This is a genomic window from Falsiroseomonas oleicola, assembly GCF_019029495.1.
GTDB classification, from domain to species: domain Bacteria; phylum Pseudomonadota; class Alphaproteobacteria; order Acetobacterales; family Acetobacteraceae; genus Falsiroseomonas; species Falsiroseomonas oleicola.
Window position 1 is genome coordinate 110,918 of the sequence record NZ_JAERQM010000008.1, and the last position, 26,565, is coordinate 137,482.

Here is a 26,565-nt window from a genome sequence, read left to right on the forward strand (position 1 = left end):
TGATCCTGGAGGAAAGGCGCTTTTCCAAAGCCGCTTTTTGGACGGCATGTCGGGTCGCGGGGCACTGCCCCCCTCACCCCGCCCTCTCCCCCTGTCAGGGGGAGAGGGAGTGATCCCTAAGGCGAATCCCTTTCTCATGCCGCCGGGGCGCTGCCCCAGCCACCGCCGCCGGGGGTTTCCAGCGCCAGCACGTCGCCGGGGTTCAGGCTGGCGCGGTCACAGCCCTGCATCGGCTGCACGCTGCCATCGGCGCGTTCCACCCACTGCCGGCCGGGGGCGCCCGCCGCGCCGCCATGCAGCCCATGCGGCGGGACGCGGCGGCGGGAGGCGACGATGACGGCTTCCATCGGCCGCAGGAAACGGATGCGCCGGCGGCTGCCATCACCACCCGGCCATTGCCCGGCACCGCCGGAGCCGCGGCGGATGGAGAACTCCTCAAGCCTCACGGGGTAGCGCAGTTCCAGCACTTCGGGGTCCGTCATGCGCGTGTTGGTCATATGCGTCTGCACGGCGGCGGTTCCGGCAAAGCCGGGGCCGGCGCCGGTGCCGCCGCAGACGGTCTCGTAGTATTGGTAAACCGCATCGCCGAAAAGCAGGTTGTTCATCGTCGCCTGGGCCGAGGCGCAGGCATCGAGTGCCGCCAGCAGCGCATTGCAGGTCATCTGGCTGACCTCCGTATTGCCGGCGACCACCGCAGCACCGGGACGTGGCGAGAGGAAGGTGCCCTCCGGCACGATGATCTCCAGCGGCACCAGGCAGCCATCATTCAGGGGAATCTCCTGCCCCACCAGGCAGCGGAAGCAGTAGAGCACCACGGCGCGGCAGACGGCGGCCGGGGCGTTGAAATTGTCCGGCCGCTGCGGGCCGATACCGGTGAAGTCGATGACGGCGCTGCGGGTTTCGCGATTGACCCGGACGGCGACCTTCAGCGGGGTGCCGTCGTCGATCGTCGTCTCGAAGGCGCCATCGGCCAGCCGGTCGAGCACGCCGCGCACCGCCGCCTCGGCATTGTCCATCACGTGGCGCATATAGGCGCGCACGGTGTCGAGGCCGAATTCGGCGACGGCCCGGCGCAGTTCCTGCACGCCCTTCTCATTCGCCGCGACCTGGGCGGTGATGTCCGCGACATTCACATCCGGGCTGCGCGCCGGATATTTGGCGGAGGCCAGCAGGGCACGGAACTCGGCCTCCCGCATCCGGCCCTCGGAGACGAGCAGGAAGTCGTCGATGACAACGCCTTCTTCCTCCAGCGTGGCGGAGCCGGGCGGCGTGGAGCCGGGGGTAAGACCGCCGATATCGGCGTGATGGCCGCGGGAGCCGACGAAGAACAGGATCTCCTGCCCCGCCTGGTCGAAGACCGGCGTGATGACGGTGACATCCGGCAGATGCGTGCCGCCGTTGAAGGGATTGTTCAGTGCCACCACGTCGCCCGGCCGCAGGGTCGTGGCGCGGGACCGGATGACGGTGCGCACGCTTTCGCCCATGGCCCCCAGATGCACCGGCACATGCGGCGCATTGGCCACCAGCCGGCCCGTCGCATCGAAGATGGCGCAGGAGAAGTCGAGACGTTCCTTGATGTTCACCGAGAGCGAGGTGTTTTGCAGCACCGCGCCGGTCTGCTCGGCGATCGACATGAACAGGTTGTTGAACAGCTCCAGCATCACCGGATCGACACGGGTGGCGTCGGCGATGCGAGCGGCTTCGCGCTGGGTCGTGCGGCGCAGGATCATGTGGTTGGCCGGCGTGACCTCCGCCGTCCAGCCGGGCTCCACCACCGTGGTGGCGATGGCCTCCCGGATCAGCGCGGGGCCGGGGATGCGATCGCCGGCACGCAGCGCGTCGCGGTCCAGCACCGGGGCGGTATGGGCGGCGCCGGCCATGAAGACCGGGACCTGGGCCAGCAGGGGCAGCGATTCGCCATCCGGGCGCGGGGTCAGCGTGGCCTCGGCCACCTGTTCGCCGGGGGCGGTGACCTCCACGACGCAGGCCTCCACCACCACGGGGCGTTCCGGCGTGGCGAAGCCGAAGCGGCGGCGATGGGCTTCCGTAAAGGCCTCCAGCGCCGCCGCGTGATCGGCGAAGGGCACGGGCAGAAAGGAATCCGTGCCGGCATAGCGCAGATGCAGGCGGCGCGCGGCGCGCAGCGCCTCGGAGGCGGCGCCCTGGCGGGCCAGCTCCTCCCGCCCCGCCTGTTCCAGCGCGTCCAGCCGGGTGGCGAGATCGGCCATGGTCTCGGCGGCCAGCGGCGCTTCCACCGCCGCCTCCCGGATCACGCTTTGATCGGCGAGGCCCATGCCATAGGCGGAGAGCACGCCGGCGAAGGGGTGCAGGAACACCGTCTCCATCCCGAGCTCATCCGCCACCAGGCAGGCATGCTGCCCGCCGGCGCCGCCGAAGCAGGTCAGGGCGTAGCGGGTGACGTCATGGCCCTTCTGGATCGAGACCTGCTTGATGGCATTGGCCATATTGGCGACGGCGACCCGCAGGAAGCCCTCGGCCACCGCTTGCGCATCCTGTTTCTGGCCCGTGGCGGCCTCGATCTCCGCCGCCAGCGCCGCGAATTTCTCGCGCACCACATCGGCATCCAGCGGCTGGTCGCCATTGGGCCCGAAGATGGCGGGGAACTGCGCCGGCTGGATCTTGCCGGTCATGACATTCGCATCCGTCACGGTCAGCGGTCCGCCGCGGCGGTAGCAGGCGGGTCCCGGCACGGCGCCGGCGCTCTCCGGGCCGACGCGGAAGCGGGCGCCATCGAATTTCAGGATGGAGCCGCCCCCGGCCGCCACCGTGTTGATCGCCATCATCGGCGCGCGCATGCGCACCCCGGCCACCTGCGTTTCGAAGGCGCGTTCGAACTCGCCGGCATAGAGCGCGACATCGGTGCTGGTGCCGCCCATGTCGAAGCCGATGATTTTCTCGAAGCCCGCCATGGCGGCGGTGCGGGCGGCGCCGACGATGCCGCCGGCCGGGCCGGACAGGATCGCATCCTTGCCCTGGAAGCTGCGCGCCTCCGCCAACCCGCCGGAGGACTGCATGAAGTACAGCTTCACGCCCGGCATCTCGCCGGCCACCTGCTCCACATAGCGGCGCAGGATCGGCGAGAGATAGGCATCGACCACGGCGGTGTCGGTGCGCGGCACGATGCGCGGCAGCGGGCTCGCCTCATGGCTCAGGCTGACCTGGGTGAAGCCCGCGTCGCGCGCCAGTTCGCCGAGGCGGACTTCGTGCGCCGGATAGGCCCAGGCATGCATCAGGCTGATGGCGACGGCGCGGATGCCCTGGGCATGGGCGGCAGCGAGGGCCGCGCGGGCGGCCTGCTCGTCCAGGGGTTCGATCTCGCTGCCATCGACGGCCATGCGGCCGCCAATTTCAGAAACGTCTTCCTGCAGAAGCTCGGGCAGCTTCACCTGAAGGTCGAACAGGCGCGGCCGGGCCTGGTTGCCGATGCGGGTCATGTCGGCGAAGCCGCGATTGACCAGCAGCAGCACCCGCTCCCCCTTGCGTTCCAGCAAGGCATTGGTGGCCACCGTGGTACCCATCTTCACCGCCTCCACCAGGCCGGGCGGCAGGGGTGCCTCCGGCGCCAGGTCGAGGCAGGCGCGGATGCCGGCCAGGGCTGCGTCGCGGTAGCGGCCGGGATTCTCGGACAGCAGCTTCCGGGTGGTCAGGCGCCCTTCCGGATCGCGTGCCACGATATCGGTGAAAGTGCCGCCGCGATCGATCCAGAACTGCCAGCCGCCCATTGCCGCAAACCCCCAAGGTCCGTCGCTGATCACACCCATGCCGGATCGACGCAAGGCCGGCCGGCGGGCTTCGGCGTCATTGACGATTTACCGATAAATCGTCAATATTTTTTCAGTGCCCTCAGGCGCCGGGCCGGCCGCATCCGCGCCCCTTGGCTTCGCGGCATAAAGCCGCGGCGGCCAGTCGGCCGCTCGGCCGGCCATGCCGGCCGCAGGTTGCGCATTCGGTCCATGGGCCGTGTTGCGTCGTGATCGGAGGCCCAGGATGACCAGCAAAGCCGCGACCCCCGTCGTCTCCTCCGCCCATCTCGCCGCCGGCGCCTCCCCCGGCCTGTCGGAGGTGGAATACGGGCTGATCCTGGCCGGGCATGGCTTCCACCGCTGGATGACGCGCTGCATGGCCGCCGCCGGCCGCCCCGGCCTCTCGCCCACCGAGATCCTGATCCTGCACACGGTCCGCCACCGCGACCGGCCGAAGCGGCTGGCCGATATCCTGCTGGTGCTGGATATCGAGGATGCGCACATCGTGACCTATGCCATCCGCAAGCTGGCCGCCGCCGGCCTGGTCGCGACCAGCCGCGCGGCCAAGGAGAAGCTGGTGGCGGCGACCGAGGCCGGCGCCACGCTCTGCGCCGAATATGCGGCCGTGCGGGAACGCCTGCTCGCCCGCCCGCTGCGCGCCGCCGGCCCCAGCGAGGCTCAGCTCTCCGAAGTGGCGGAATTGCTGCGCGGTCTGTCGGGCTTCTACGATCAGGCCGCCCGCGCCGCGGCCACCCTGTAGCGCCAGCCCCACCCATGCTAGTGTCCCGAACCTGAAATTCGCCGCCAGTGCGGCGAATTTCATTTTCGGTCCACTAGCTGTTGTTTTCAGTGGCCTGCTTATCCGCACCGTTCGCTGCGAAGTGCAGCGAACTGCGCGGGCAGGACACTAGGACCACCTGGACAAAAGTGAGGCCAGCTTGAGCATCTGGGGCAAATTGCTGGGCGGGGTCGCCGGCTTCGTCACCGGCGGGCCGCTCGGCGCGGTGATGGGCGCTGCGCTGGGCCATGCGGCGGATCAGGGGCCAGGCGGGCGCATCGGGCCGGGCGCGGCGGACATGGCCGCGCTGCTGGGCAACCGGGAAACGCTGTTCGCCATTTCCGTCATCGTTCTCTCGGCCAAGCTGGCCAAGGCCGATGGCCCGGTGCAGCGCACGGAAATCGACGCCTTCAAGGCGATGTTCCGCATCCCGCCCGAGAATCTGCGCCAGGTGGCGCAGATGTTCGACGAGGCGCGGCGCGATGCCGGCGGGTGGGAAACCTTCGCCGAACGGCTGGGCGAGGCCTTCGCCGACAATCGCGGGATGCTGGAGGATGTGCTGAACGCGCTGTTCTACATCGCCCGCGCCGATGGCCCGATGACCAAGGGCGAGCTGCGCATGCTGCAGGGCGTGCATCTGCGCTTCGGCCTGGACGAGGCGGCCTGGAACCGCGCCAAGGGCGGCCAGGGTGGCGCGGCGCAGCGGCAGGTGGAGGAGATCGACGCCTATGCCATCCTCGGCCTGCCCAGCACCGCGACGAATGAGGAGGTGCGCCTCGCCTGGCGCAAGCTGATGCGGGAGAACCACCCGGACAGCCTGGCATCGCGCGGCGTGCCGGCGGAATTCGTCGATCGCGCCACCCGCAAGGTGGCCGAGATCAACGCGGCCTGGGACCGCATCAAGCGGCAGCGCGGGCTTTAGCGATGCTGTCCCCGCGACCGGCGCGGAACCCGGACAGCCTGCGCATCCACGACGCCCCCAGCCCGAACCACGACGAACGTCCGCAGCCGGTGGACATGCTGGTGCTGCATTATACCGGCATGCGTTCCGGCGCCGAGGCGATCGCCCGGCTGCGCGACCCCGTCGCCCGCGTCTCCAGCCATTATGTGGTGGAGGAGGATGGCGCGATTTTCCGGCTGGTGGCGGAGGATCGGCGCGCCTGGCATGCCGGCATCTCCCATTGGCGTGGCGCGACCCTGCTCAACGGGCGCTCCATCGGCATCGAGATCGTCAATCCCGGCCATGAATTCGGCTACCGCCCCTTCCCCGCCCTGCAGATGGCCGCCGTCTGCGATCTGTGCCTCGATATCCTGTCGCGCCACGCCATCGCGCCGCGCGACGTGGTGGCGCATTCGGATATCGCGCCGGACCGCAAGGACGATCCGGGCGAGCTGTTCGACTGGGAGGGGCTGGCGGCGAATGGCGTCGGCCTGTGGCCGAGCGACGGCGCGGAGCCCCACGCGGATGCGCTGACCCTGCTGGGCCGCATCGGCTACCGCACCGACCTGCCCCTGCCGGTGCTTCTGCGGGCTTTCCAGCGTCACTGGGCGCCGGCGCGGGTGGATGGCCAGGCGCATGCGGCGACGCTGGCCCGGCTGGCGGCGGTGGCCCAGGCAATCGAATAAAGGCGGGCCGGCGCGATTGCACCGCTCGGCCGATTGACCGCGGGGCGTGAAGCGGCGATGTGACGCGCGGTGCCGGGTGGCTGGGCGACCGCTGGTCCCGATGCTCTTCGGAGCATGGGGGCTGGAGGAAAGTCCGGGCTCCACGGGAATACGGTGCCGGTCAACGACCGGCGGGGGTCAAACCCCAGGGAAAGTGCCACAGAAAGCAAACCGCCTCGGCACGCGCCCCGCAAGGGACACGTCCCGCGGCAAGGGTGAAAGGGTGCGGTAAGAGCGCACCGCTCCCACGGCAACGTGGGAGGCACGGCAAACCCCACCGGGAGCAAGGCCGAATAGGGGCGGCCGGCGTGATCCGACCTTCGGGTAGGATGGACGCGGGGGCATTCTCGCCCCGTCGCCCGGGTTGGCCGCGAGAAGCCTGCGGCGACGCAGGCTCCAGAGGAATGGTCGTCCATCATCCTCGGATGGGGACAGAACCCGGCTTACAGGCCACCCGGCACCACTCATACCAGCGGCCCTTCCGCGTGACCGCTCCAGGCCCCCCTCAATTGCCGGGCGGAAGCCTCCGGTTTCCTCGGCTTCGCCGCGCCGAAGGCGCGCCTGCGGCACGACGCATAGGCCGCGGCGCGTCGGGGCAGCGCCCCGACCGGGACGCTCGGACCGGTCAGGAGACCGGCCCGCTGGTATCGTTCCTGTCCCGCCAGCCAGTCGTATCGACGGCGCGAGGCGCGAGAACACAAGAACAAATCGCGAATACATGAAGCACCCCACGATCACGCGCAGTTTTCTCCGGCGGCCGGGAAGAGCCGATCGCTACTGATCTGTTAATGCGTGTTTTTTCTGTGCACGTCCCAGGCGCCACCGGGAATTTAGCTTGCCTGCCCAGAAAATCCCGGGTATTCCCGGGTTATCCCAACTGGGGCCCAGATTACAGCGCTGGGGGGCGCGGGCTTCGAAGGGATGGTCGGGCGAGCCGGCGAGGTCGGGGGGCCTCGCCGGCGCGCTGACAAGGCGGGGGCACGGCGGTCCAAGGGCCGCCTCTTGGGGGCATGGCGGTCCATGGATCGTCTTTTGGGGGCAACAGCAACGCGCGATGACCCAATTCGTGGGCACGCATTTTGGAAAGCTGGACCGCAAGGGCCGCATTTCCGTGCCCGCGATCTTCCGCGCAGAGCTGGAGGCCGCCGCCACCAACCAGCTCGTCTTCCGGCTTGCCCACACACATCCCTGCATTGAGGCACGGTCGCGCCCGGTTTTCCAGCAGATCGTCGACAGCATCCAGGCCCTGCCGCATTTCTCCGAGGAGCGTGAGTTGCTGGAAGCCACCCTGATCTCGGGCAGCGAAATGCTGAAGCTGGACGGCGAAGGCCGGCTGGTGCTGCCCGCCGAGATGATCGAGGACTGCGCGCTGGGCGAGCAGGTCGGCTTCCTTGGAAAAGGCGATCGTTTCGAGATCTGGAACGAGGAGGCGGCCCGCGCCCATGTCGCGGATGCCAAGAAGCGGGCGCGCGAATTGCGTCTGACCGTTGCTGCAACGCCCCTCAACACGACTCCGCGCGGCGTGTCATGAGCACGCATATCCCCGTGATGCTGGAGGAAGTTCTGGCGGTACTGCAGCCGCGCGACGGCGCCATCTATCTCGATGCCACCTTCGGCGGTGGCGGCTATGCGGCGGCGATCCTGGCCGCCGCCGATTGCACGCTGTGGGCGCTGGACCGCGACCCGGATGCGATCGCGCGCGGTGCCGCGCTGGCGGCGCGGTATCCGGGCCGGTTGCATCTGTTGCATGCCTGCTTTGGCGACATGCTGGCCACGCTGGCGGAACGCGGCGTGGAATCGCTCGACGGCGTGGTGATGGATCTCGGTGTCTCCTCCTTCCAGATCGACCAGGCCGAACGCGGCTTCTCCTTCCGCCAGGACGGCCCGCTCGACATGCGCATGGGCCGCGACGGGCCGAGCGCGGCCGACCTGGTGAACACCCTGCCGGAACGGGAACTGGCCAGCATCATCTCCGACTTCGGGGAGGAGCGGCACGCCCGCCGCGTCGCCCGCGCCATCCTGCGCGAACGCGAAGCGGCCCCGATCACCACGACGGCGCGGCTGGCCGAGATCGTGCGCGGCGCAGTGCCGCGCGACCCCTCCGGCATCGATGGCGCCACTAGGTCGTTCCAGGCGCTGCGCATCGCCGTGAATGACGAGCTGGGCGAGATCGAGCGCGGCCTGGCCGCGGCACAGTCGATGCTGGCGCCGGGCGGGCGGCTGGTGGTGGTGTCCTTCCATTCGCTGGAAGACCGCATCGTCAAGCGCGCCATGGTGGGTGCGGCCGGCCGCGCCGGCACCGCCTCCCGCCACGACCCCGCCGCGCTGCTGCCGCCGCCGAAGCCGGATTTCAGCCTGCTGACCTTCCGCGCCCAGCGGCCGGGGGATGCCGAGACGCATGCCAATCCGCGCGCCCGCTCCGCCCGCCTGCGCGCCGTCGAACGCCACCTGATGCCGAACCAGGGAATGCAGCCATGATCCGGCCCTTCACCATCCTCTGCTTCGCCGCCTTCGCCGGGGCGGGTGCCTGGCTCTATCACGTGAAGCATGAGGTCACGACGCTGGACCGCGACCTGCGGGAGGTCTGGCGCCAGACCGAACAGGCGCGCGACCGCACGGCCATCCTGCGCGCCGAATGGGCGATGCTGAACGAGCCGGACCGCCTGCGCCAGGTGGCGCAGCGGCACCTGACGCTGGAGCCGATGCAGCCCCATCAGTTCACCCGGCTGCCGGAAGCGGTGCGCCGCCTGCCGCAGGCCGTCGCCTTCGCCGGCCCGCCCAACCTCTTCGTGCCGGAACGGTCGCGCCATGAGGCGGAGGTTATGCTGGCCGCGGCACAGATGCCGGCCCCCATCGCCGGCGCCGAGGATACCGACGTCGACGCCCTGCCGCCGCCGCCGCCCGCCGCGCCGCCCCTGCTGCTGGCCGCCGCCCGTCCGGTGGAGACCGCCATGCGCGCCGCCCCGTCACGCCCCGCTGCGACGACGGAAGCGCTGCGCGGGGACGAAGTGCCGGCGCCGCAGGCATTGGCCGCCACCCTGGCGGCGCAGCAGGCCGCCCCGCGGCGCGCGGCGCCCCCGGTGCCGCCGCGCGCCGCGCCCCTGCGTGACGCCACCCCCGTGGCGCCGCGCCGCGCCGCCGCGCCGCCGCAGGCCATGCAGCCGGCAGTGCTGGTCGCCCCGGCCCGCCCGGCCGCCCCGGTGCTCCGCACGACCCAGGCGGCACCCCGGGCGCCGGCGCCGACCTATGTCTCCGCCCTCGGCGCCGCCTCCTCGCTCGGCCGGCCGACGCTGGCGCCGCCGGTACCCTTTTCCTCCGCCAATGCCGCCACGCTGAACAGCACGACGCGCTGAGACCCGGCATGAACAACTTCCCCCCCGCCCCGGACGCGCCCCCCGCCGGCCGCACCATCGGCCACGCCGCCACCGCCCGCACCGATGTCGTGCGGATCGGCCAGCCGGAGCTGCTGCGGCGCGCGGTGATGGAACGCACCCGGTCCCGCCTGCTGGTCGCCGCCTGCGGCTTCGCGGTGTTGTTCGGCGCGGTCGCCGCGCGGCTGGCCGATGCGACGCTGATCTCCCCGGCGGAACCCCGGCGGCTGGCCGCCATGGTGCGCCAGAACATGCCACCGGCCGAGCACCTGCCCGGCCGCGCCGCCATCACCGACCGCAATGGTGAATTGCTGGCGGTGACGCTGCCGATCGTCGCGCTCTACGCCAATCCCAGCGAGATCCATGACGCGGCCTTCGTCGCCCGCCGCCTGGCGCAGGTGCTGCCGCAACTGGATGTCGAGCGCGTGACGGCCCGGCTGAGCGGCGAGCGGCAATTCGCCTATCTGGCGCGGGCGCTGACGCCGCGCGAGCAGCAGGCGGTGAACTCGCTCGGCATTCCGGGCCTGTATTTCGAGGAATCGGAGCGCCGGATCTACCCGCAGGGCCGCGCCGCCGCGCATATACTCGGCGGCGTCGATGTCGACGGCAACGGCACCGCCGGCGTCGAGCGCTATTTCGACGAGCGGCTTCGCGCGCGCCGTGGCGAGGATCTGCGGCTTTCGATCGATGCGCGGGTGCAACTCGCCATCCGCGACGCGGTGCAGCACGCGATCACGGACTACAACGGCGTCGGCGGCGCGGGCATCCTGATGGATGTGCGCAGCGGCGAGATCCTCGGCATGGTCTCCCTGCCCGATTTCGACCTGGCCGAGCCGGCGCGGGTGGATGCCGTGGCGCCGGGCGCTGACCAGCAGGGCACCAATCCGCGCTTCAACCGCGCCACCGTCGGCGTCTATGAGCCGGGGTCCACCTTCAAGCTGCTGACCGCCGCCATGGCGCTGGAACTCGGCACGGTGAATGTCTGGGGCGGCTACGATGCCTCCCGCCCCATCCGCTACGGGCGCTTCACCATCAACGACTATCGCGGCAAGAACCGCTGGCTCGCCTTGCCGGAGATCCTGGCCTATTCGTCGAACCTCGCCTCCGCCCATATGGCCGCGGCGGTGGGGCCGCAGCGGCACCGCGAATTCATGGTCCGCATGGGCATGGGGTCCCGCATCGGGCTGGAGGTGCCGGAGACGGCGCTGCCGCTGATTCCGCGCCCCAATGCCTGGCGCGACATCAACACGCTGACCATCGGCTTCGGCCACGGCATCTCCGTGACGCCGCTGCATGTCATCACCGGCGTCAGCGCCGTGGCCAATGGCGGCATCCTGCGCCAGCCGACCCTGCTGGCGCGGCCGCCGGGCACGGTGGCGGAGGGCACGCGCGTGATCAGCGAGCGCACCTCCGACACCATGCGGCGGCTGATGCGCCTGGTGGTGACCGAGGGTTCCGGCCGCAGCGGCGACGTGCCGGGCTATTTCCTGGGCGGCAAGACCGGCACGGCGCAGAAGATCGGCCCCAATGGCCGCTACCTCCAGAACAAGCGCATCGCCGCCTTCGTCGGCGCCTTCCCGATGCAGGCGCCCCGCTACGCGCTGTATGTGATGGTGGACGAGCCGCAGCCGAACGCGCGCAGCCATGGCTTCGCCACGGCCGGCTGGGTCGCCGCCCCCGCGGCCGGGGAAATCCTGCGCCGCGTCGCGCCGATCCTCGGCATGGCGCCGGAGACGGATCGCATGGCGGAGATCCAGGCGGCACTGCACATGCCCCTCCAGCCCGGCCGCCCGCAGCGCGCCCCGGCAGCCCCCACCCGCGCCGCCCCGCGCGTCGCGCCTGCCCCCGCGCCGAGCCAGGCGGCCGCACGCCCAGCCCCGAATCCCGCCTTGCTGCGGGAGGTGAGCATTGCGCCCCGATGAGCCCGGAACGATGCGGCGCCTCGATGGATTTCTGCGCGCGCTTTCAGGGCTGACCGTTCCGGCGGGCGAATTTCCACCGCTGGGTGGGCTGACGGCCGACAGCCGCCGCGTCGCGCCCGGCGACCTGTTTGCCGCTTTGCCCGGCAGCCAGGCCGATGGCCGCCGCTTCATCGCCGAGGCCGTGTCGCGCGGCGCCGCCGCCGTGCTGGCGCCGGAGGGCACCGGCTGGCCGTCGGAAGTCGCCACCCTGCCGATGATCCAGGCCGCCGATCCGCGCCGCGCCCTGGCGCTGATCGCCGCCGCCTTCCATGGCGCGCAGCCCGATTGCGTGGTCGCGGTGACGGGCACCAATGGCAAGACCAGCAGCGTCGATTTCCTGCGCCAGCTCTGGACCCTGGACGGCCAGCGCGCCGCCTCGCTCGGCACGCTGGGGCTGCGGGCCGAGGGATTCCCGGAAGGGCCATCGCTGACCACGCCGGATCCGGTCGCACTGCACGCCACGCTGGCGGCACTCGCCAAGGCCGGCTTCGGCGCGGCGGCGCTGGAAGCCTCCTCCCACGGGCTGGAGCAGCGGCGGCTGGACGGGGTGCGGCTGGCGGCGGCCGGCTTCAGCAACCTGACGCGCGATCACCTGGACTACCACGGCGACATGGCCGCCTACCGCGCCGCCAAACTGCGGCTGTTCGACACGCTGCTGCCGGAAGGTGCGGCGGCGGTGGCGAATGCGGATATGGATGCGACGACGCTGGCCGCGCTGCGCGACATCGCGCAGGCGCGCGGGCTGCGCCTGCTGACGGTGGGAGAGGCCGGGGAGGCGCTGCGGCTGGTCGCGCAGGTGCCGCTGCCGGAGGGCCAGGAGCTGACCGTGGAGGGTTTCGGGCTGGTCCGCACCCTCCGCCTGTCCCTGCCCGGCCGCTTCCAGGCCGACAATGCGTTGATGGCGGCGGCGCTGGCGATCGGCACCGGCATGGCGCCGGACCGCACCCTGGCGCTGCTGCCGCGGCTCGCCGGCGTGCGCGGGCGGATGGAACTGGCGGCGCGGCTGCCCAATGGCGCGGCCGCCTATGTCGACTACGCCCATACGCCGGATGCGCTGGACCGGCTGCTGCGGGCGCTGAGGGCGCATGTCGCGCCCGGTGCGAAGCTGCATGTGCTGTTCGGCGCCGGCGGCGACCGCGACCCCGGCAAGCGCCCGCTGATGGGCGCGGCCTGCGCGGCGCAGGCCGATATCTGCTGGGTGACGGATGACAATCCGCGCAGCGAGGATCCGGCCACGATCCGCGCCGCGGTGCTCGCCGCCTGCCCGGGCGGGATCGATGCCGGCGAGCGTGCCGGCGCCATCGCGCGTGCCGTCGCGGCGCTGGGCCCGGGGGATGTGCTGGCGGTGGCCGGCAAAGGGCATGAGAGCGGCCAGACCATCGGGCGGGTGACCCTGCCCTTCGACGATGCCGCAGTGGTGCGCGACGCGGCGGGGCTGGCATGAGCATCCTCTGGACCAGCGCGGAGCTGCGCGCCGCGACCGGCGGGACGCTGGGGGCGGATGTCGCGGTGACCGGCGTGTCGATCGACAGCCGCTCCGTGGCAGCCGGCGACCTGTTCGTGGCGCTGCGCGATGCGCGGGACGGGCATGGCTTTGTCGCCGATGCGCTGGCGCGCGGCGCGGCGGCGGCGCTGGTGGATCATGTGCCGGCGGGTGTCGCCGCCGATGCGCCGCTGCTGCTTGTGGCGGAGACGCTGGAGGGGCTGCGCGCCCTGGGCGCCGCCGCGCGGGCGCGCACAGATGCGCGCGTGATCGGCGTGACCGGCAGCGTCGGCAAGACCACGACGAAGGAAATGCTGCGCGCGCTGCTCTCCCCCTTCGGCGCGACCCATGCGGCGGTCGCCAGCTACAACAACCATTGGGGCGTGCCGCTGACCCTGGCGCGCATGCCGCGCGACGCCTGCTTCGCCATCATCGAGATGGGCATGAACCATCCGGGCGAGATCGCGCCGCTGGCCGCGCTGGCGACGCCGCATGTCGCCATCATCACGGCCATCGAGGCGGCGCATCTCGGCCATATGGGCAGCCTGGAGGCCATTGCGCGGGAGAAGGCGGCGATCCTGTCGGGCTTGCTGCCCGGCGGCATTGCCGTGTTGCCGGCCGAAAGCCCCTTCCTGCCGCTGCTGCGGGCGGCTGCCGGTACGGCGCGGGTGCTGACCTTCGGCGAGGGCGGTGATGCCCGGGCCGTGTCCGTCGCCGCCGATGCCGAGGGCAGCGACATCGTGGCGGAGATCACCGGCACGAAGCTCGCTTTCCGGCTCGGCACGCCCGGGCTGCACATGGCGCGCAATGCGCTGGCGGCGCTGGCGGCCGTGGCGGCGCTGGACCTGGACGTCGCCAGCGCGGCAGCCTCCCTGGAAGGCTTCCGGGCCTTGCCGGGGCGCGGCGACCGCCGGGCCATCGCCACCCGCGACGGCGGCAGCGCGACGCTGCTGGACGAGGCCTATAACGGCCAGCCGCCCTCGATGCGCGCGGCGCTGGCCTTGCTGCGGCTGCTGCCCGCGAAGCGCCGGGTGGCGGTGCTGGGGCAGATGGGCGAGCTGGGCGATTTTGCGCGGGACGAGCATGCCGGGCTGGCGCCGCATATCGCGGCCACCGCTGACCTCGTCTTCGCCTGCGGGCCGATGATGCGCCATGCGATCGAGGCCCTGCCCGCCGGGCGGGTCGGCGCCTGGGCCGAAACCTCCGCCGAGCTGGCGCCAATCGTCGCGGCCGCGCTGCGCGATGGCGATGCCGTTCTTGTCAAAGGCAGCCTGGCGACGGGGATGAAGACCGTGGTGCAGGCGCTGACCGAAAGCCCTCCCCGATGATCTACCATCTCGTCACGCTCATCTCCGAGGGTTTCACGCCCTTCAACGTGGTGCGCTACACCACCTTTCGCGCGGGCGCCGCCTGCCTGACCGCGCTGGTCATCGCGCTGTTCTTCGGCCCGATGCTGATCCGCTGGCTGCGCGCCAAGCAGAATGGCGGCCAGCCGATCCGCGAGGACGGGCCTGCGAGCCACCTGCTGACCAAGAAGGGCACGCCCACCATGGGTGGCGTGCTGATCCTTCTGGCTCTCACGGGATCCACCCTGCTCTGGGCCGATCTGCGCAACGGCTTTGTCTGGTGCGTGCTGATGGTGACGCTGGGCTATGGCGCGCTGGGCTTCGCCGATGACTGGCTGAAGGTCACCAAGCGCAACACCAAGGGCGTCTCCGGCAAGCAGAAGCTGATCGCCCAGGCGGCGATCGGGCTGGTGGCAGCAGTATGGCTGGTGCTGCTGATGCCGGAGCCGCTGGCCGACAAGCTGGCGCTGCCGGTGTTCAAGGAAGTGCTGATCCCGCTCGGCATCGTCTTCCCCGTGCTGGCCATGCTGGTGATGATGGGCGCGTCGAATGCCGTGAACCTGACGGATGGGCTGGACGGGCTGGCGATCGTGCCGGTGATGATCGCCGCCGGCGTCTTCGCGCTGATCGCCTACCTCGTCGGAAATCGCATCTTTGCCGACTATCTGCAGCTGCATGCCGTCGCCGGTTCCGGCGAGCTGGCGGTGTTCTGCTCGGCGCTGATCGGGGCGAGCCTCGGCTTCCTCTGGTTCAACGCGCCGCCGGCGGCGGTGTTCATGGGCGATACCGGGTCGCTGGCGCTCGGCGGCGCGCTGGGCGCGGTGGCGGTCGCCACCAAGCATGAGATCGTGCTGGCCATCGTCGGCGGGCTGTTCGTGGTGGAAACGCTGTCCGTCATCATCCAGGTCTTCTGGTTCAAGCGCACCGGCCAGCGCGTATTCCTGATGGCGCCGCTGCACCATCACTTCGAGAAGAAGGGCTGGGCGGAGCCGACCATCGTGATCCGCTTCTGGATCATCGCCATGATCCTGGCCCTGGTCGGCCTTTCGACGTTGAAGCTGCGATGAGCACTTTTCTGCCCTTCTCCGGCGAGCGGATCGCGGTGGTCGGCCTCGGCCGCGCCGGGCTGCCCGCGGCCGCGCGGCTGGCGGAATGGGGGGCGGAGGTGACCTGCTGGGACGATGGCGCCCCGGCCCGGGCGGCGGCGGAAGCGGCCGGCTTCGCGCTGCGCGACCCCTCCCAGGGCCGTTTCGACTTCGACGCGCTGCTGCTCTCCCCGGGCATTCCGCATCTGCTGCCGAAGCCGCATCCGGCCGCCGTCGCGGCGCGGGCGGCCGGGGCGCCGATCCTCTGCGACGTGGATTACCTGTTCCGCGCGGTGCGCGCCGCCGGCAGCCAGGCGGCCTTCCTCGGCATCACCGGCACCAATGGGAAGTCCACCACCACCGCCCTGCTGCACCACATCCTGACCGGCGCGGGGCGGGTCTCGGAGGTGGGTGGCAACCTCGGCCCGGCGGCGCTCGGACTCAACATGTTGGGGTCGGAAGGGTTCTACACCCTCGAAATGTCGAGCTACAGCTTGGAGCGAATCGCGTCGGTCGGCTTCAAGGTGGGTGTCATGTTGAACCTGAGCCCCGATCATCTCGACCGCCATGGCAGCATGGCCGGCTATGCTGCTGCGAAGACGAATATCTTCGCGCGGCAGACCCGCGAGGACTTCGCGGTGCTCGGTCAGGACGATGATTTGTCCACAGGCATGGCCGCCGGACTGACCGCGCGCATGGTGCCGATTTCGGGTTACCATAAGGTAAAGGACGGCATCTGGGCCGAGGGGCGCAGCCTGCGCGACGCCGATGGCGAGATCGCCGACCTGCGCGACGCCCCTGCCTTGCCCGGCACCCACAATGCCCAGAACGCCGCCGCCGCCGCCGCCGTGGCGCTCTCCCTCGGCCTGACGCGCGCGGATGTCGCCGCCGGGCTGCGCGGCTTCGCCGGCCTGCCGCATCGGCAGGAACTGGTGGGCGAGATCGCCGGCGTGCGCTTCATCAATGACAGCAAGGCCACCAACGCCGACAGCGCCGCGCGCGCCCTGGCCTCCTATGACCGCGTCGTCTGGATCGCCGGCGGCACCGGCAAGGATGGCGGAATCGAGAGCCTGGCGCCGCAGTTTGGCCGCATCGCGCGCGCCATCCTGATCGGCCGCGACGGCCCGGCCTTCGCCGCGACGCTGGCCGCGCATGGCGTGGCGCATGAGGTGGCGGAGACGCTGGAGGCAGCCCTGCCGGCCGCGGCGGCGGCGGCGCGGGGCGGGGCGGCGCCGGTGGTGCTGCTGTCCCCGGCCGCGGCCTCCTGGGACCAGTTCACCGGCTTCGACGCCCGGGGCGATCGCTTCCGCGCTTTGGTGCAGGCCATGGCATCCGCGGATATGGGGAAGGCGGCATGATCCAGGTTTCGCGCGCCGATACCTCGACGGTCGGACGCTGGTGGTGGACCGTCGATCGCTGGACGCTGACGGCGCTGCTGACGCTGATCGGCTTCGGCTATGTGATGATGCTGGCGGCGAGCCCGGCGGTGGCCGAGCGCATCGGCGCCGCATCGCGCAACATGTTCTTCATCCGGCAGATCGCCTATCTGGCGCTCGCCGCCAGCGTGATGGTGGTGGTCTCCATGCTGACGGTGAAGCAGGTGCGGCTGCTGGCCTGGCTTGGGCTGGGTGGCGCGATGGTGATGGTGGCGGCGACGCTGGTCATCGGCGCGGAGATCAAGGGTGCGCGGCGCTGGATTTCCCTGCCCGGCATCGGCTCCCTCCAGCCCTCTGAATTCCTCAAGCCCTGCTTCGCCGTGGTCGCCGCCTGGCTGATCGCGGAGGGCAAGCTGAACCGGCGCTACGGCGCCACCGCGCTCGCGGTGCTGCTGTTCGGCGTCATCGCACTGCTGCTTCAGCGGCAGCCGGATATCGGCATGCTGCTGGTGGTCAGCGCCGTCTTCTTCGCGCAGTTCTTCGTGGCCGGGCTGAACATGATCTTCGTCGCGGTGGCCGGCGCCGGTGGCGTCGCCGCGGCGGTCGGCGCCTATTTCCTGTTCCCGCATGTGCAGTCCCGCGTGCAGCGCTTCTTCGACCCCAATGCGGACAACTATCAGGCCGATGTGGCGTTGGAGGCCTTCGGCAATGGCGGGCTGCTGGGCCGTGGCCCCGGCGAGGGCCGCATCAAGAACGTGCTGCCGGACGCGCATGCGGACTTCGTCTTTGCCGTGGCCGGGGAGGAATTCGGCCTGGTGGTCTGCCTGGTGATCCTGGCGCTGTTCGCCTTCGTCGTGGTGCGCGGGTTGGTGCGGCTGCTGGGCGAGACCGACCTGTTCGTGGTGCTGGCCTGCGCCGGGCTGCTGACGCAGTTCGGGCTGCAGAGCTTCATCAACATGGCCTCCACCCTGCACCTGATCCCGACCAAGGGGATGACCCTGCCTTTCGTCTCCTATGGCGGATCCTCCGTCATCGCCATCGCACTCGGGATGGGAATGCTGCTGGCGCTGACGCGCCGCCGCCTGTCCCGTGCCGAGGAAGAATGATGCGAGGCCCCGCGGTGCGCCCCATCGTCATCGCCGCCGGCGGCACCGGCGGGCATCTGTTCCCGGCGGAAGCGCTGGCGGCGGAGCTGGTCGCGCGCGGCGAACGCATCGCGCTGATGACCGATGCACGCAGCGCCGCCTATGAGAGCCCGGCCTTCGGCAATGCCGAGCGCTTCGTGCTGCGGGGCTCGGGCCTCGCCGGGCGCGGGCTGCGCGGCGCGGCGCAGGGCGCACTGGCGCTGGCCGCCGGCACGGTGGAGGCGCGGCGCATCCTGACGCGGCTGGATGCGGCTGCGGTGATCGGCTTCGGCGGCTATCCCTCCGTCCCCCCGCTGATCGCGGCCCGCACCCTGCCCCGCGCGACGCGGCCGGCAACCGCACTGCATGAACAGAATGGCGTGCTGGGCCGCGCCAACCGGCTGCTGGCGCGGGGCGCGGATCTGCTGGCACTGTCGGCTGCGGACACCGCGCGCGTGCCGGTTTCGGCGACGGTGGAGGTGGTGGGCAATCCGGTGCGGCCGGCGCTCGCCGCGCTGACCGGCCAGGGCTTTTCCGCGCCGGGCGAGGATGGCGCCATCCGCCTGCTGGTGCTGGGCGGCAGCCTGGGCGCGCGCATCTTCGCCGATGTGGTGCCGGGTGCCGTGGCACTGCTGCCGGAAGCCCTGCGCCAGCGCCTGGTGGTGACCCAGCAGACGCGTGCCGAAGACCTGCCCCGCGTCGAGGCCGCCTATCGCCAGGCCGGGGTGCCGGCCGACCTCTCTCCCTTCTTCGGCGACATCGCCGTGCGGCTGGCCATGGCGCATCTGGTGGTGGCTCGCGCCGGGGCGTCGACCGTCGCGGAACTCGCCTGCGCCGGGCGGCCTTCCGTGCTGGTGCCGCTGCCGCAGGCCATCGACGACCACCAGACGGCCAATGCGCGGCTGCTGGAAGGTGCCGGCGGCGGCTGGATCATGCAGCAACCTGCCTTCACCCCCGAAGCGCTGGCGCGGCAGATGCAGGCGATGTTCACCACCCCCGCCGTGCTGGCCCGTGCCGCCGCGGCGGCCGCCACCCTGGCGCGACCGGATGCGGCGCGGCGGCTGGCCGATCTTGTTCAGAATTTGACCCATCGCGGTATCGCGATGGCGGAGTCCCGCTGATGCGCGCGCTGCCCCTTTCGATCGGGCCTATCCATTTCGTCGGTATCGGCGGCATCGGCATGTCCGGCATCGCGGAGGTGCTGCACAACCTCGGCTACACCGTGCAGGGCAGCGATATCGCAGAGGGCTACAACGTCACCCGCCTGCGCGAATCCGGCATCCCGGTGATGGTCGGCCACGACGCCGCCAATCTCGGCGCGGCGCAGGTCGTCGTCACCTCCACCGCCGTGAAGAAGGACAATCCGGAAGTCCAGGCCGCGCGCGCGCGGCTGGTGCCGGTGGTGCGTCGTGCGGAAATGCTGGCGGAGCTGATGCGGCTGAAATGGGCCGTCGCCATCGGCGGCACCCATGGCAAGACCACCACCACCAGCCTGGTCGCCTGCGTGCTGGAAGCGGCGCGGCTCGACCCCACCGTCATCAATGGCGGCATCATCAACGCCTATGGCACCAACGCCCGCCTCGGCTCCGGCGACTGGATGGTGGTGGAGGCGGATGAGAGCGACGGGTCCTTCCTGAAGCTGCCCGCCGTCTGCGCCGTGGTGACCAACATGGATCCGGAACACCTGGACCATTGGGGCACGGCGGAGGCGATGAAGGAGGGCTACGTCCAGTTCGTCGGCAACATCCCCTTCTACGGCTTCGCGGTGCTCTGCGCCGACCATCACGAGGTGCAGGCGATGATCCCGCGCCTGTCGGATCGCCGCATCATCACCTATGGCTTCTCGCCCCAGGCCGATGTGCGGGCGGAGAAGCTCATCACCGACCGCATGGGCGCGACCTTCGAAGTGGCGGTGCGCGACCGCGCCACCGGGCGCAGCCGCACGCTGAAGCCGATGCGCCTGCCGATGCTGGGCAGCCACAATGTGCAGAATGCGCTGGCCGCCATCGCCATCGGGCTGGAGATGGATATCGACGAGGCCACCATCCGCACCGCGCTGATGGGCTTCAAGGGCGTCAAGCGCCGCTTCACCCGCACCGGCGATGCCGGCGGCATCACGGTGATCGACGACTACGGCCACCATCCAGTGGAAATCGCGGCCGTGCTGAAGGCGGCGCGGCAGGCGGGCGCGCGGGACGTTGTGGCCGTGGTCCAGCCGCATCGCTATTCCCGCCTCGCCTCGCTGTTCGAGGATTTTTGTACGTGCATGAATGACGCCGGGACGGTGATCGTCGCGGATGTCTATGCGGCGGGTGAGGCACCGATGCCGGGCTATGACCGGGATGCGCTGGTCGAGGGTCTGCGCGCGCGCGGGCATCGCAGCGTGGTGCCGCTGCCCGGGCCGGACAGCCTGGCGGAGATGGTGAATGCCATCGCCAAGTCCGGCGACTACGTGATCTGCCTCGGCGCCGGCACCATCACCAACTGGGCGCATGCCCTGCCGGAACAGCTTCAGGCGCTGCAGTCGCGCACGCGGCCGCGCCTGGCCGGCGGGTTGAAGTGACGGCGCCGCGCGACATGGCCCCGCACGCCACCCTGCCGCCCCTGCGCGGGCGCGTGCAGCAAGGCGCGCCGCTGGCGCCCTTCACCTGGTTCCGCGTCGGCGGGCCGGCGGAATGGCTGGTGCGGCCGGCGGATATCGACGACCTGCTGCTGCTGCTGCGCGACCTGCCGGATGCGATGCCGCTGACCGTGCTGGGCGCGGCGTCCAACCTCATCATCCGCGATGGCGGGCTGCGCGGCGTGGTGCTGCGGCTCGGCGGGCGCGGCTTTGGCGACGTGACGGTCGAGGCCGATGGCATCGTCGCCGGCGCCGCGGCGCTGGATGCGGTGGTGGCGGAACATGCCGCGACGGCCGGCCTCGCCGGCCTCGAATTCCTCTGCGGCATTCCGGGCAGCCTGGGCGGCGCGGTGGCTATGAATGCCGGCGCCTATGGGCGCGAGATCGTCGATGTCCTGGACTGGGCGGAGGTGGCGACGCCCGCCGGCCTGCTGCGCCTGAGCGCCGCCGAGCTGCACTTCGCCTATCGCCACGCCACCCTGCCGCCGCGCGGCGTCGTGGTGCGCGCCCGGCTGCGCGCCACGCCCGGCGATGCCGCCATGATCGCGGCCGAGATGACGCGAATCCGCACGGCGCGGGAGGCGACGCAGCCCGTCCGCGCCCGCACCGGCGGCTCCACCTTCAAGAATCCGCCGGGCCAGAAGGCCTGGGCGCTGATCGATGCCGCCGGCTGCCGGGGCCTGGCGCTCGGCGGCGCGCAGGTGTCGAAGCTGCACACGAATTTCCTGCTCAACACCGGTGGCGCCACGGCGGCGGAGCTGGAGGCGCTGGGCGAGACGGTGCGGGCGCGGGTGCTGGCGCAATCCGGCATCGCGCTGGACTGGGAAATCCGACGGATCGGGGAGAGCGCGGCATGACTCGAGTGGCGGTCCTGTTCGGCGGCGTCTCGGCGGAACGCGAGGTCAGCCTCGCCACCGGACAACAGGTGATGGCGGCGCTGCGCGCGGCGGGGTTCGAGGTGACGCCGATCGATGTCGGCGCCGACCTCGGCGCCGTCATCGGCGCGCTCCAGGCGGCGAAGCCCGATGTGGTGTTCAACGCGCTGCATGGCCGCTACGGCGAGGATGGCTGCATCCAGGGCGTGCTGGACTGGATGGGCCTGCCCTATACGCATTCCGGTATCCGCGCCTCCGCCGTCGCGATGGACAAGGCGGCGGCCAAGGCGGTGTTCCTCGCCGCCGGCCTGCCCGTGGCGCAGAGCCGGCTGGTGACGCCGGAGGAGCTGGAGGCGGCGGACCCGCTGCCCCTGCCCTATGTCGTCAAGCCGGTGAACGAAGGCTCCTCCGTCGGCGTCGAGATTTTCCGGGAAGGCAGCAACCGCCGCGCGGAAGTGGCGCGCGGCTGGAAGTTCGACAAGCGCATCATGGCGGAGGCCTTCATCCCTGGCCGCGAGCTGACCGTCGCCGTGATGGGCGACCGCGCGCTGGAAGTGACCGAGATCGACACCGGCCACGTCTTCTACGACTACGAGGCGAAATATGCCGATGGCGGCAGCCGCCACACGCTGCCCGCGCCGGTGCATCCCGAGACCCGCGCCAAGGCCATGGAAATCGCCCTGCGCGCGCATCAGGCGCTGGGCTGCCGCGGCGTGTCCCGCGCCGATCTGCGTTATGACGACACGGCGGGCGAACCCGGGCAGCTCTATCTGCTGGAGGTCAATACCCAGCCGGGCATGACGCGGACCTCGCTGGTGCCGGAACAGGCGGCGCATCTCGGCATCACCTTCCCGGAGCTTTGTGCCTGGATGGTGAGGGAGGCGCGCAATGGCCCGTGAACCGCTGACGCCGCGGCGCGCCCCGGTGCGCACCGCGCCGCGCAAGGAACCCGACCGGCCGAGCCGGCTGCGGCTGTGGCTGAAGCGCCGCCGTGGGCTGCTGCGCCCGGCCGGGCTGTGGCTGATCGGCTGCGGCCTGCTGGGTGCGACCGGCTATGCCATCTATGCCGCCGACCCCGCCGGCCGGGTGCGCGCGGTGGTGGAGAACACGGCGGAACTCGGCCTCGCCGCCGGGCTGGAAGTGGCGGAGGTGGTGGTGGAAGGCCGGCAGAACACGCCTGCCGACCTGATCCGCGCGGCCATCGGCGCCGAACTCGGCGACCCGATGCTCGGCTTCTCCCCGAGCGAGGCGCGGGAGCGGCTGGAGACCATCGCCTGGGTGGAATCCGCCCATGTCGAACGCCGCCTTCCCGGCACCATTCTGGTGCGGCTGGTGGAACGCGCGCCCTTCGCCATCTGGCAGCATCAAGGCCGCTTCGCGGTGATCGACCGCGACGGGCTGGTGGTGGAGACGGAAACGCTGGACGCCTTCGGGCCGCTGCCGCTGGTGGTGGGCGCGGGGGCGGAAAAGCACGCGGCGGCGCTGTACGACCTGCTGCTGGCGCATCGCAACATCCTGGAACGCACCCAGGCGCTGGTCCGCGTCGGCGAACGTCGCTGGAACCTGCGCCTGCACAGCGGCACCGATGTGCTGCTGCCGGAGGGTCAGGAAGCGCCGGCGCTGAACCGGCTGGCGGAACTGCAGACACGCAACGCTCTGCTCGACCGCCCTCTGGTCGCCGTCGACATGCGCCTGCCGGACCGCCTGGTGGTGCGCCAGCACCCGACCACGGAACAGCCGGCGCAGCGACGCAATGCGGTGCGGAGCACGCGCGGATGAACGCGATCCGGGTTCCCCGCGCATGAATGCGCTGTCCCGCCTGCCCATCGGCGTGGAACCGCCCAGCGAACGCCGCCGCCGCGGCGCGCGCAGCGGCGTGTTCGGCGTGCTCGATATCGGCACCACCAAGGTGGTCTGCCTGATCGCGCGCATCGAGGGCGATGGCGAACCGCGCGTGCTCGGCTTCGGCTGGCAGCGCGGCCGCGGCGTGAAGGGCGGTTCCATCATCGACCTGGAGGAGGCGGAGCGCGCCATCCGCGCCGCCGTCGGCCAGGCGGAGGAGATGGCGGATACCCAGCTTTCGGGCGCCATCGTCAACCTCTCCTGCGGCCAGCCGGATTCGCGGCTGCTGCATGTGCAATGGCCGATCGGCGGCCGTGCCGTGACCGAGGCCGACCTGCGCGCCATCCTCACCGAGGGCCGTCGCCGTGGCACGGAGGATGGTCGGGAGACGGTGCATGGCGCGCCGGTCTCCTTCACCGTCGATGCCACGCCCGGCGTCGAGGATCCGCGCGCCATGGTCTGCGACACGCTCGGCGCGCGGGTGCATCTGGTCGATGCTTCCCAGGCCGCCTTGCGCAACCTCGGCGCCTGCCTGGCGCGTTGCGACCTGGAGGTGCAGGAACTGGTCTCCTCCCCGCTCGCGGCCGGGCTCGCCACGCTGGTCGAGGATGAGAAGCGCATCGGCGCCACCGTCATCGACATGGGCGGCGGCACCACGTCCCTGGCCGTGTTCAGCGAGGGGCAGTTGCTGCACACCGCGCAGATCCCGGTGGGCGGCTGGCAGGTGACGAACGACCTCGCCCGCGTGCTGTCCACGCCGATCAACCATGCGGAACGCCTGAAGACGCTGCATGGCGGCGCCATGGCCGCGGCGGATGATGAGCGGGAGATGCTGCCCGTGCCGCTGGTCGGCGAGGATGAGGATCATATAGCGCGCGTGCCGCGCGCCATGATCGTCAACATCATCCGGCCCCGGCTGGAGGAGACCTTCGAATTCGTGCGCGAACGTCTGGAAGCGGCCGGCCTGGCCAAGGAGGCCGGCACCCGCGTGGTGCTGACCGGCGGGGCCAGCCAGTTGATCGGCGCGCGCGAACTGGCCGCCCGCATCCTGGATCGCCAGGTGCGGATCGGCCGCCCGCGCAGCGTGCGCGGCCTGCCGGAGACCGCCGGCGGTCCGCCCTTCGCCGCCGCCATCGGGTTGCTCGCCTGGGGTGCCGGCGAAGGCCGCCCGCTGATCGACATCATCCCCGGCGCGGACCGGCAAGGCCGGCTCCGACGCTTCATCGAATGGCTGCGGGTGCGCGTCTGATGCGCCCCGCCGGCTTCCACCCCTCCCCCTCTTCACGGCCTGACTCAAGGCTGACCATCCAGGAAAGGCCCCTCCTATGACCCTGAACCTGACCATCCCGAGCCAGCAGCACACGGATTTCAGCCCGCGCATCACCGTGATCGGCGTCGGCGGCGGCGGCACCAATGCCGTGAACAACATGGTCTCGATGGGGCTGGAAGGCGTCGAGTTCCTGGTCGCGAATACCGATGCGCAGTCGCTGCAGAACAGCAAGGCGGATCGCCGCGTGCAGCTCGGCTCCTATCTGACCCAGGGCCTCGGCGCCGGCGCGAAGCCCGAGATCGGCCGCGGCGCGGCGGAGGAAGCGGAAACCGAGCTGGCGCGCCATCTGGAAGGCAGCCACATGGTCTTCGTCACCGCCGGCATGGGCGGCGGCACCGGCACCGGCGCGGCGCCGGTGATCGCCCGCATGGCGCGGGAACGCGGCATCCTGACCGTCGGCGTGGTGACCAAGCCCTTCGACTTCGAGGGGCCGAAGCGCCGCAAGGCGGCCGATGCCGGCATCGAGGAGCTGCAGCAGTTCGTCGATACGCTGATCGTCATCCCGAACCAGAACCTTTTCCGCCTGGCGAATGAGCGCACGACCTTCGCGGAAGCCTTCCGCATGGCCGACAACGTGCTCTACATGGGCGTGCGCGGCGTGACGGACCTGATGGTCAATCCCGGCCTGGTGAATCTCGACTTCGCCGATATCCGCACCGTGATGGCGGAGATGGGCAAGGCGATGATGGGCACCGGCGAGGCCGAGGGCGAGGGCCGCGCGGTGAAGGCTTCCGAGGAAGCCATCAGCAACCCGCTGCTGGAGGACACCTCCATGCACGGCGCGCGCGGCGTTCTGATCAACATCACCGGCGGCCTCGACATGACGCTGTTCGAGGTGGACGAGGCGGCCAACCGCATCCGCAAGGAAGTGGACGAGGACGCGAATGTGATCTTCGGCTCCTCGGTCGATGAGAACATGAACGGCCGCATCCGCGTCTCCGTCGTCGCCACCGGCATCGATGCGCGTGAGGCACGGGAGGCGGAGCGGCCGAAGCTGGTCGCGGTGGGCGGCGGCGGTGTGCTTCAGGCGGTGGCGAGCGCGCCCGTGCCGCATGCGGCCCCGGCCCAGCCGGCCAACCGTGCGCCGGGCGGCTTCACGCCGCGCGTCGCGGCCCAGCCCCACAGCCAGCCGCAGGCACAGCCCGGTGCGATGCGCCCGGCGCAGACCTATGCGGCGCCGAACCCCGCCCCGGTGGCCGAAGCCGTTGTCGCCCCGGTGGCGGAAGCGCCGGTGACGCTGGCCCAGCCGGCGGAGCCCGCGCTGCGCGCCCCGGCCGGCACCCGCCAGCCCGCGGCGCCGATGCCCCAGGCCCAGCCGGGCGGGCTGAACAACCTGTTCCGTCGCGCCACCGGCCTGATGCGTCGCGACCTGCCGGAGGCGCCGCAGCACCATGCCGCGCCGGCGCCGCGGATGGAGCCGGCAGCCGCGCCGCGCCCGGTGACCGCGCCGGCGCAGCAGGATGAGATGGGCCTCGACATCCCGACCTTCCTGCGCCGCCAGAGCAACTGAGGGTATTTTACCGGCCCTCAGGCGCCGGGCGCACCCTCCGGGTGCTTGGCTCGCCGGACTTCCGGCGGGCCGCGTTCGCGGCCTCGGCCGGCTTCACCGGCCGCAGGTCTGGCATTTCGGGCGTTGTTGTCCGATCCCGTATCCAATCCCATGCAAGCCCGGACGGCGCACATCGCCGTCCGGAGGCCGGAACAAGGCCGGTACCGGCAGTTGAAATGCGGCCCGGTCGATATAAGGCAAAACAGGGCAGATTGCGGCGAAATTGAGGCCGCAACGCAGCGCAGCATATGTTGTTTTTCAATGGCTTGCGACGTAATACGGAGAAACAACGCTTGAATGGCATCCCCGCCACCGGGATGGCATTACAGCACTGGGGAATCGGGTTTCGGCGCCCCGCGGAAGCCGGCCTTGGATGGCCGGCACCGCTTCTGAAAG

20 protein-coding genes and 1 other RNA gene are annotated in these 26,565 nt (G+C 71.1%); 20 read left to right on the top strand and 1 reads right to left on the bottom strand.

Going from position 1 to position 26,565, the window contains the following annotated elements; translation table 11 throughout:
* Window positions 1–134: 134 nt before the first annotated feature.
* Window positions 135–3,743: a hydantoinase B/oxoprolinase family protein gene (locus JJQ90_RS22775; RefSeq protein WP_216878579.1), complete on the bottom strand. Its 3,609-nt coding sequence runs from the start codon at window positions 3,741–3,743 to the stop codon at window positions 135–137.
* Between the two features lie 265 nt (window positions 3,744–4,008).
* On the opposite strand from JJQ90_RS22775, the gene JJQ90_RS22780 reads away from it, so the two are divergent.
* The 20 genes from JJQ90_RS22780 (at window position 4,009) to ftsZ (ending at window position 26,130) form a co-directional block, all read left to right on the top strand.
* Window positions 4,009–4,524: a winged helix DNA-binding protein gene (locus JJQ90_RS22780; RefSeq protein ID WP_216878580.1), complete on the top strand. Its 516-nt coding sequence runs from the start codon at window positions 4,009–4,011 to the stop codon at window positions 4,522–4,524.
* Window positions 4,525–4,702: 178 nt separating this feature from the next.
* Window positions 4,703–5,464, top strand: a complete 762-nt coding sequence (locus tag JJQ90_RS22785) for a TerB family tellurite resistance protein (RefSeq protein WP_216878581.1) — start codon at window positions 4,703–4,705, stop codon at window positions 5,462–5,464.
* A gap of 2 nt (window positions 5,465–5,466) precedes the next feature.
* Complete coding sequence (locus JJQ90_RS22790) at window positions 5,467–6,168, top strand: N-acetylmuramoyl-L-alanine amidase (protein ID WP_216878582.1); 702 nt, start codon at window positions 5,467–5,469, stop codon at window positions 6,166–6,168.
* Between the two features lie 72 nt (window positions 6,169–6,240).
* Window positions 6,241–6,669, top strand: an RNA gene (gene rnpB, locus JJQ90_RS22795) — RNase P RNA component class A.
* 592 nt (window positions 6,670–7,261) lie between these two features.
* Window positions 7,262–7,738 carry a division/cell wall cluster transcriptional repressor MraZ gene (locus JJQ90_RS22800; RefSeq protein WP_216878583.1) on the top strand — a complete coding sequence of 159 codons (477 nt, stop codon included), beginning with the start codon at window positions 7,262–7,264 and terminating at the stop codon, window positions 7,736–7,738.
* Window positions 7,735–8,685, top strand: a complete 951-nt coding sequence (rsmH, locus tag JJQ90_RS22805; RefSeq protein ID WP_216878584.1) for a 16S rRNA (cytosine(1402)-N(4))-methyltransferase RsmH — start codon at window positions 7,735–7,737, stop codon at window positions 8,683–8,685. The genes JJQ90_RS22800 and rsmH overlap by 4 nt, the downstream gene beginning before the upstream one ends.
* A complete protein-coding gene (gene ftsL, locus JJQ90_RS22810) occupies window positions 8,682–9,560 on the top strand; it encodes a cell division protein FtsL (RefSeq protein ID WP_216878585.1) in 879 nt (292 codons plus the stop codon). The genes rsmH and ftsL overlap by 4 nt, the downstream gene beginning before the upstream one ends.
* 8 nt (window positions 9,561–9,568) lie before the next feature.
* Complete coding sequence (locus JJQ90_RS22815; RefSeq protein WP_216878586.1) at window positions 9,569–11,500, top strand: peptidoglycan D,D-transpeptidase FtsI family protein; 1,932 nt, start codon at window positions 9,569–9,571, stop codon at window positions 11,498–11,500.
* A gap of 10 nt (window positions 11,501–11,510) precedes the next feature.
* Complete coding sequence (locus tag JJQ90_RS22820) at window positions 11,511–12,983, top strand: UDP-N-acetylmuramoyl-L-alanyl-D-glutamate--2,6-diaminopimelate ligase (protein WP_216878587.1); 1,473 nt, start codon at window positions 11,511–11,513, stop codon at window positions 12,981–12,983.
* A complete protein-coding gene (locus tag JJQ90_RS22825) occupies window positions 12,980–14,350 on the top strand; it encodes a UDP-N-acetylmuramoyl-tripeptide--D-alanyl-D-alanine ligase (RefSeq protein ID WP_216878588.1) in 1,371 nt (456 codons plus the stop codon). Before JJQ90_RS22820 ends, JJQ90_RS22825 begins: the two co-directional genes overlap by 4 nt.
* On the top strand, window positions 14,347–15,435 hold the full coding sequence (gene mraY, locus JJQ90_RS22830) for a phospho-N-acetylmuramoyl-pentapeptide-transferase (protein WP_216878589.1): 1,089 nt from the start codon (window positions 14,347–14,349) through the stop codon (window positions 15,433–15,435). Before JJQ90_RS22825 ends, mraY begins: the two co-directional genes overlap by 4 nt.
* Window positions 15,432–16,811: a UDP-N-acetylmuramoyl-L-alanine--D-glutamate ligase gene (gene murD, locus JJQ90_RS22835; RefSeq protein ID WP_216878590.1), complete on the top strand. Its 1,380-nt coding sequence runs from the start codon at window positions 15,432–15,434 to the stop codon at window positions 16,809–16,811. Before mraY ends, murD begins: the two co-directional genes overlap by 4 nt.
* Window positions 16,808–17,935, top strand: coding sequence for an FtsW/RodA/SpoVE family cell cycle protein (locus JJQ90_RS22840; RefSeq protein ID WP_216878591.1), 1,128 nt, complete (start codon window positions 16,808–16,810; stop codon window positions 17,933–17,935). Before murD ends, JJQ90_RS22840 begins: the two co-directional genes overlap by 4 nt.
* Complete coding sequence (gene murG / locus JJQ90_RS22845) at window positions 17,935–19,074, top strand: undecaprenyldiphospho-muramoylpentapeptide beta-N-acetylglucosaminyltransferase (RefSeq protein WP_329959502.1); 1,140 nt, start codon at window positions 17,935–17,937, stop codon at window positions 19,072–19,074. The genes JJQ90_RS22840 and murG overlap by 1 nt, the downstream gene beginning before the upstream one ends.
* Complete coding sequence (murC, locus tag JJQ90_RS22850; protein WP_216878593.1) at window positions 19,074–20,516, top strand: UDP-N-acetylmuramate--L-alanine ligase; 1,443 nt, start codon at window positions 19,074–19,076, stop codon at window positions 20,514–20,516. The genes murG and murC overlap by 1 nt, the downstream gene beginning before the upstream one ends.
* A 14-nt stretch (window positions 20,517–20,530) precedes the next feature.
* Window positions 20,531–21,430, top strand: a complete 900-nt coding sequence (gene murB, locus JJQ90_RS22855) for a UDP-N-acetylmuramate dehydrogenase (protein ID WP_216878594.1) — start codon at window positions 20,531–20,533, stop codon at window positions 21,428–21,430.
* Window positions 21,427–22,347 carry a D-alanine--D-alanine ligase gene (locus tag JJQ90_RS22860; protein WP_216878595.1) on the top strand — a complete coding sequence of 307 codons (921 nt, stop codon included), beginning with the start codon at window positions 21,427–21,429 and terminating at the stop codon, window positions 22,345–22,347. Before murB ends, JJQ90_RS22860 begins: the two co-directional genes overlap by 4 nt.
* Window positions 22,337–23,227 carry a cell division protein FtsQ/DivIB gene (locus tag JJQ90_RS22865; RefSeq protein ID WP_216878596.1) on the top strand — a complete coding sequence of 297 codons (891 nt, stop codon included), beginning with the start codon at window positions 22,337–22,339 and terminating at the stop codon, window positions 23,225–23,227. The genes JJQ90_RS22860 and JJQ90_RS22865 overlap by 11 nt, the downstream gene beginning before the upstream one ends.
* Before the next feature lie 22 nt (window positions 23,228–23,249).
* Entirely contained in the window at window positions 23,250–24,539 is a 1,290-nt protein-coding gene (gene ftsA / locus JJQ90_RS22870) for a cell division protein FtsA (RefSeq protein WP_216878597.1), read from the top strand.
* A gap of 76 nt (window positions 24,540–24,615) precedes the next feature.
* Window positions 24,616–26,130: a cell division protein FtsZ gene (gene ftsZ, locus JJQ90_RS22875; RefSeq protein WP_216878598.1), complete on the top strand. Its 1,515-nt coding sequence runs from the start codon at window positions 24,616–24,618 to the stop codon at window positions 26,128–26,130.
* The last annotated feature ends 435 nt before the right edge of the window (window positions 26,131–26,565 follow it).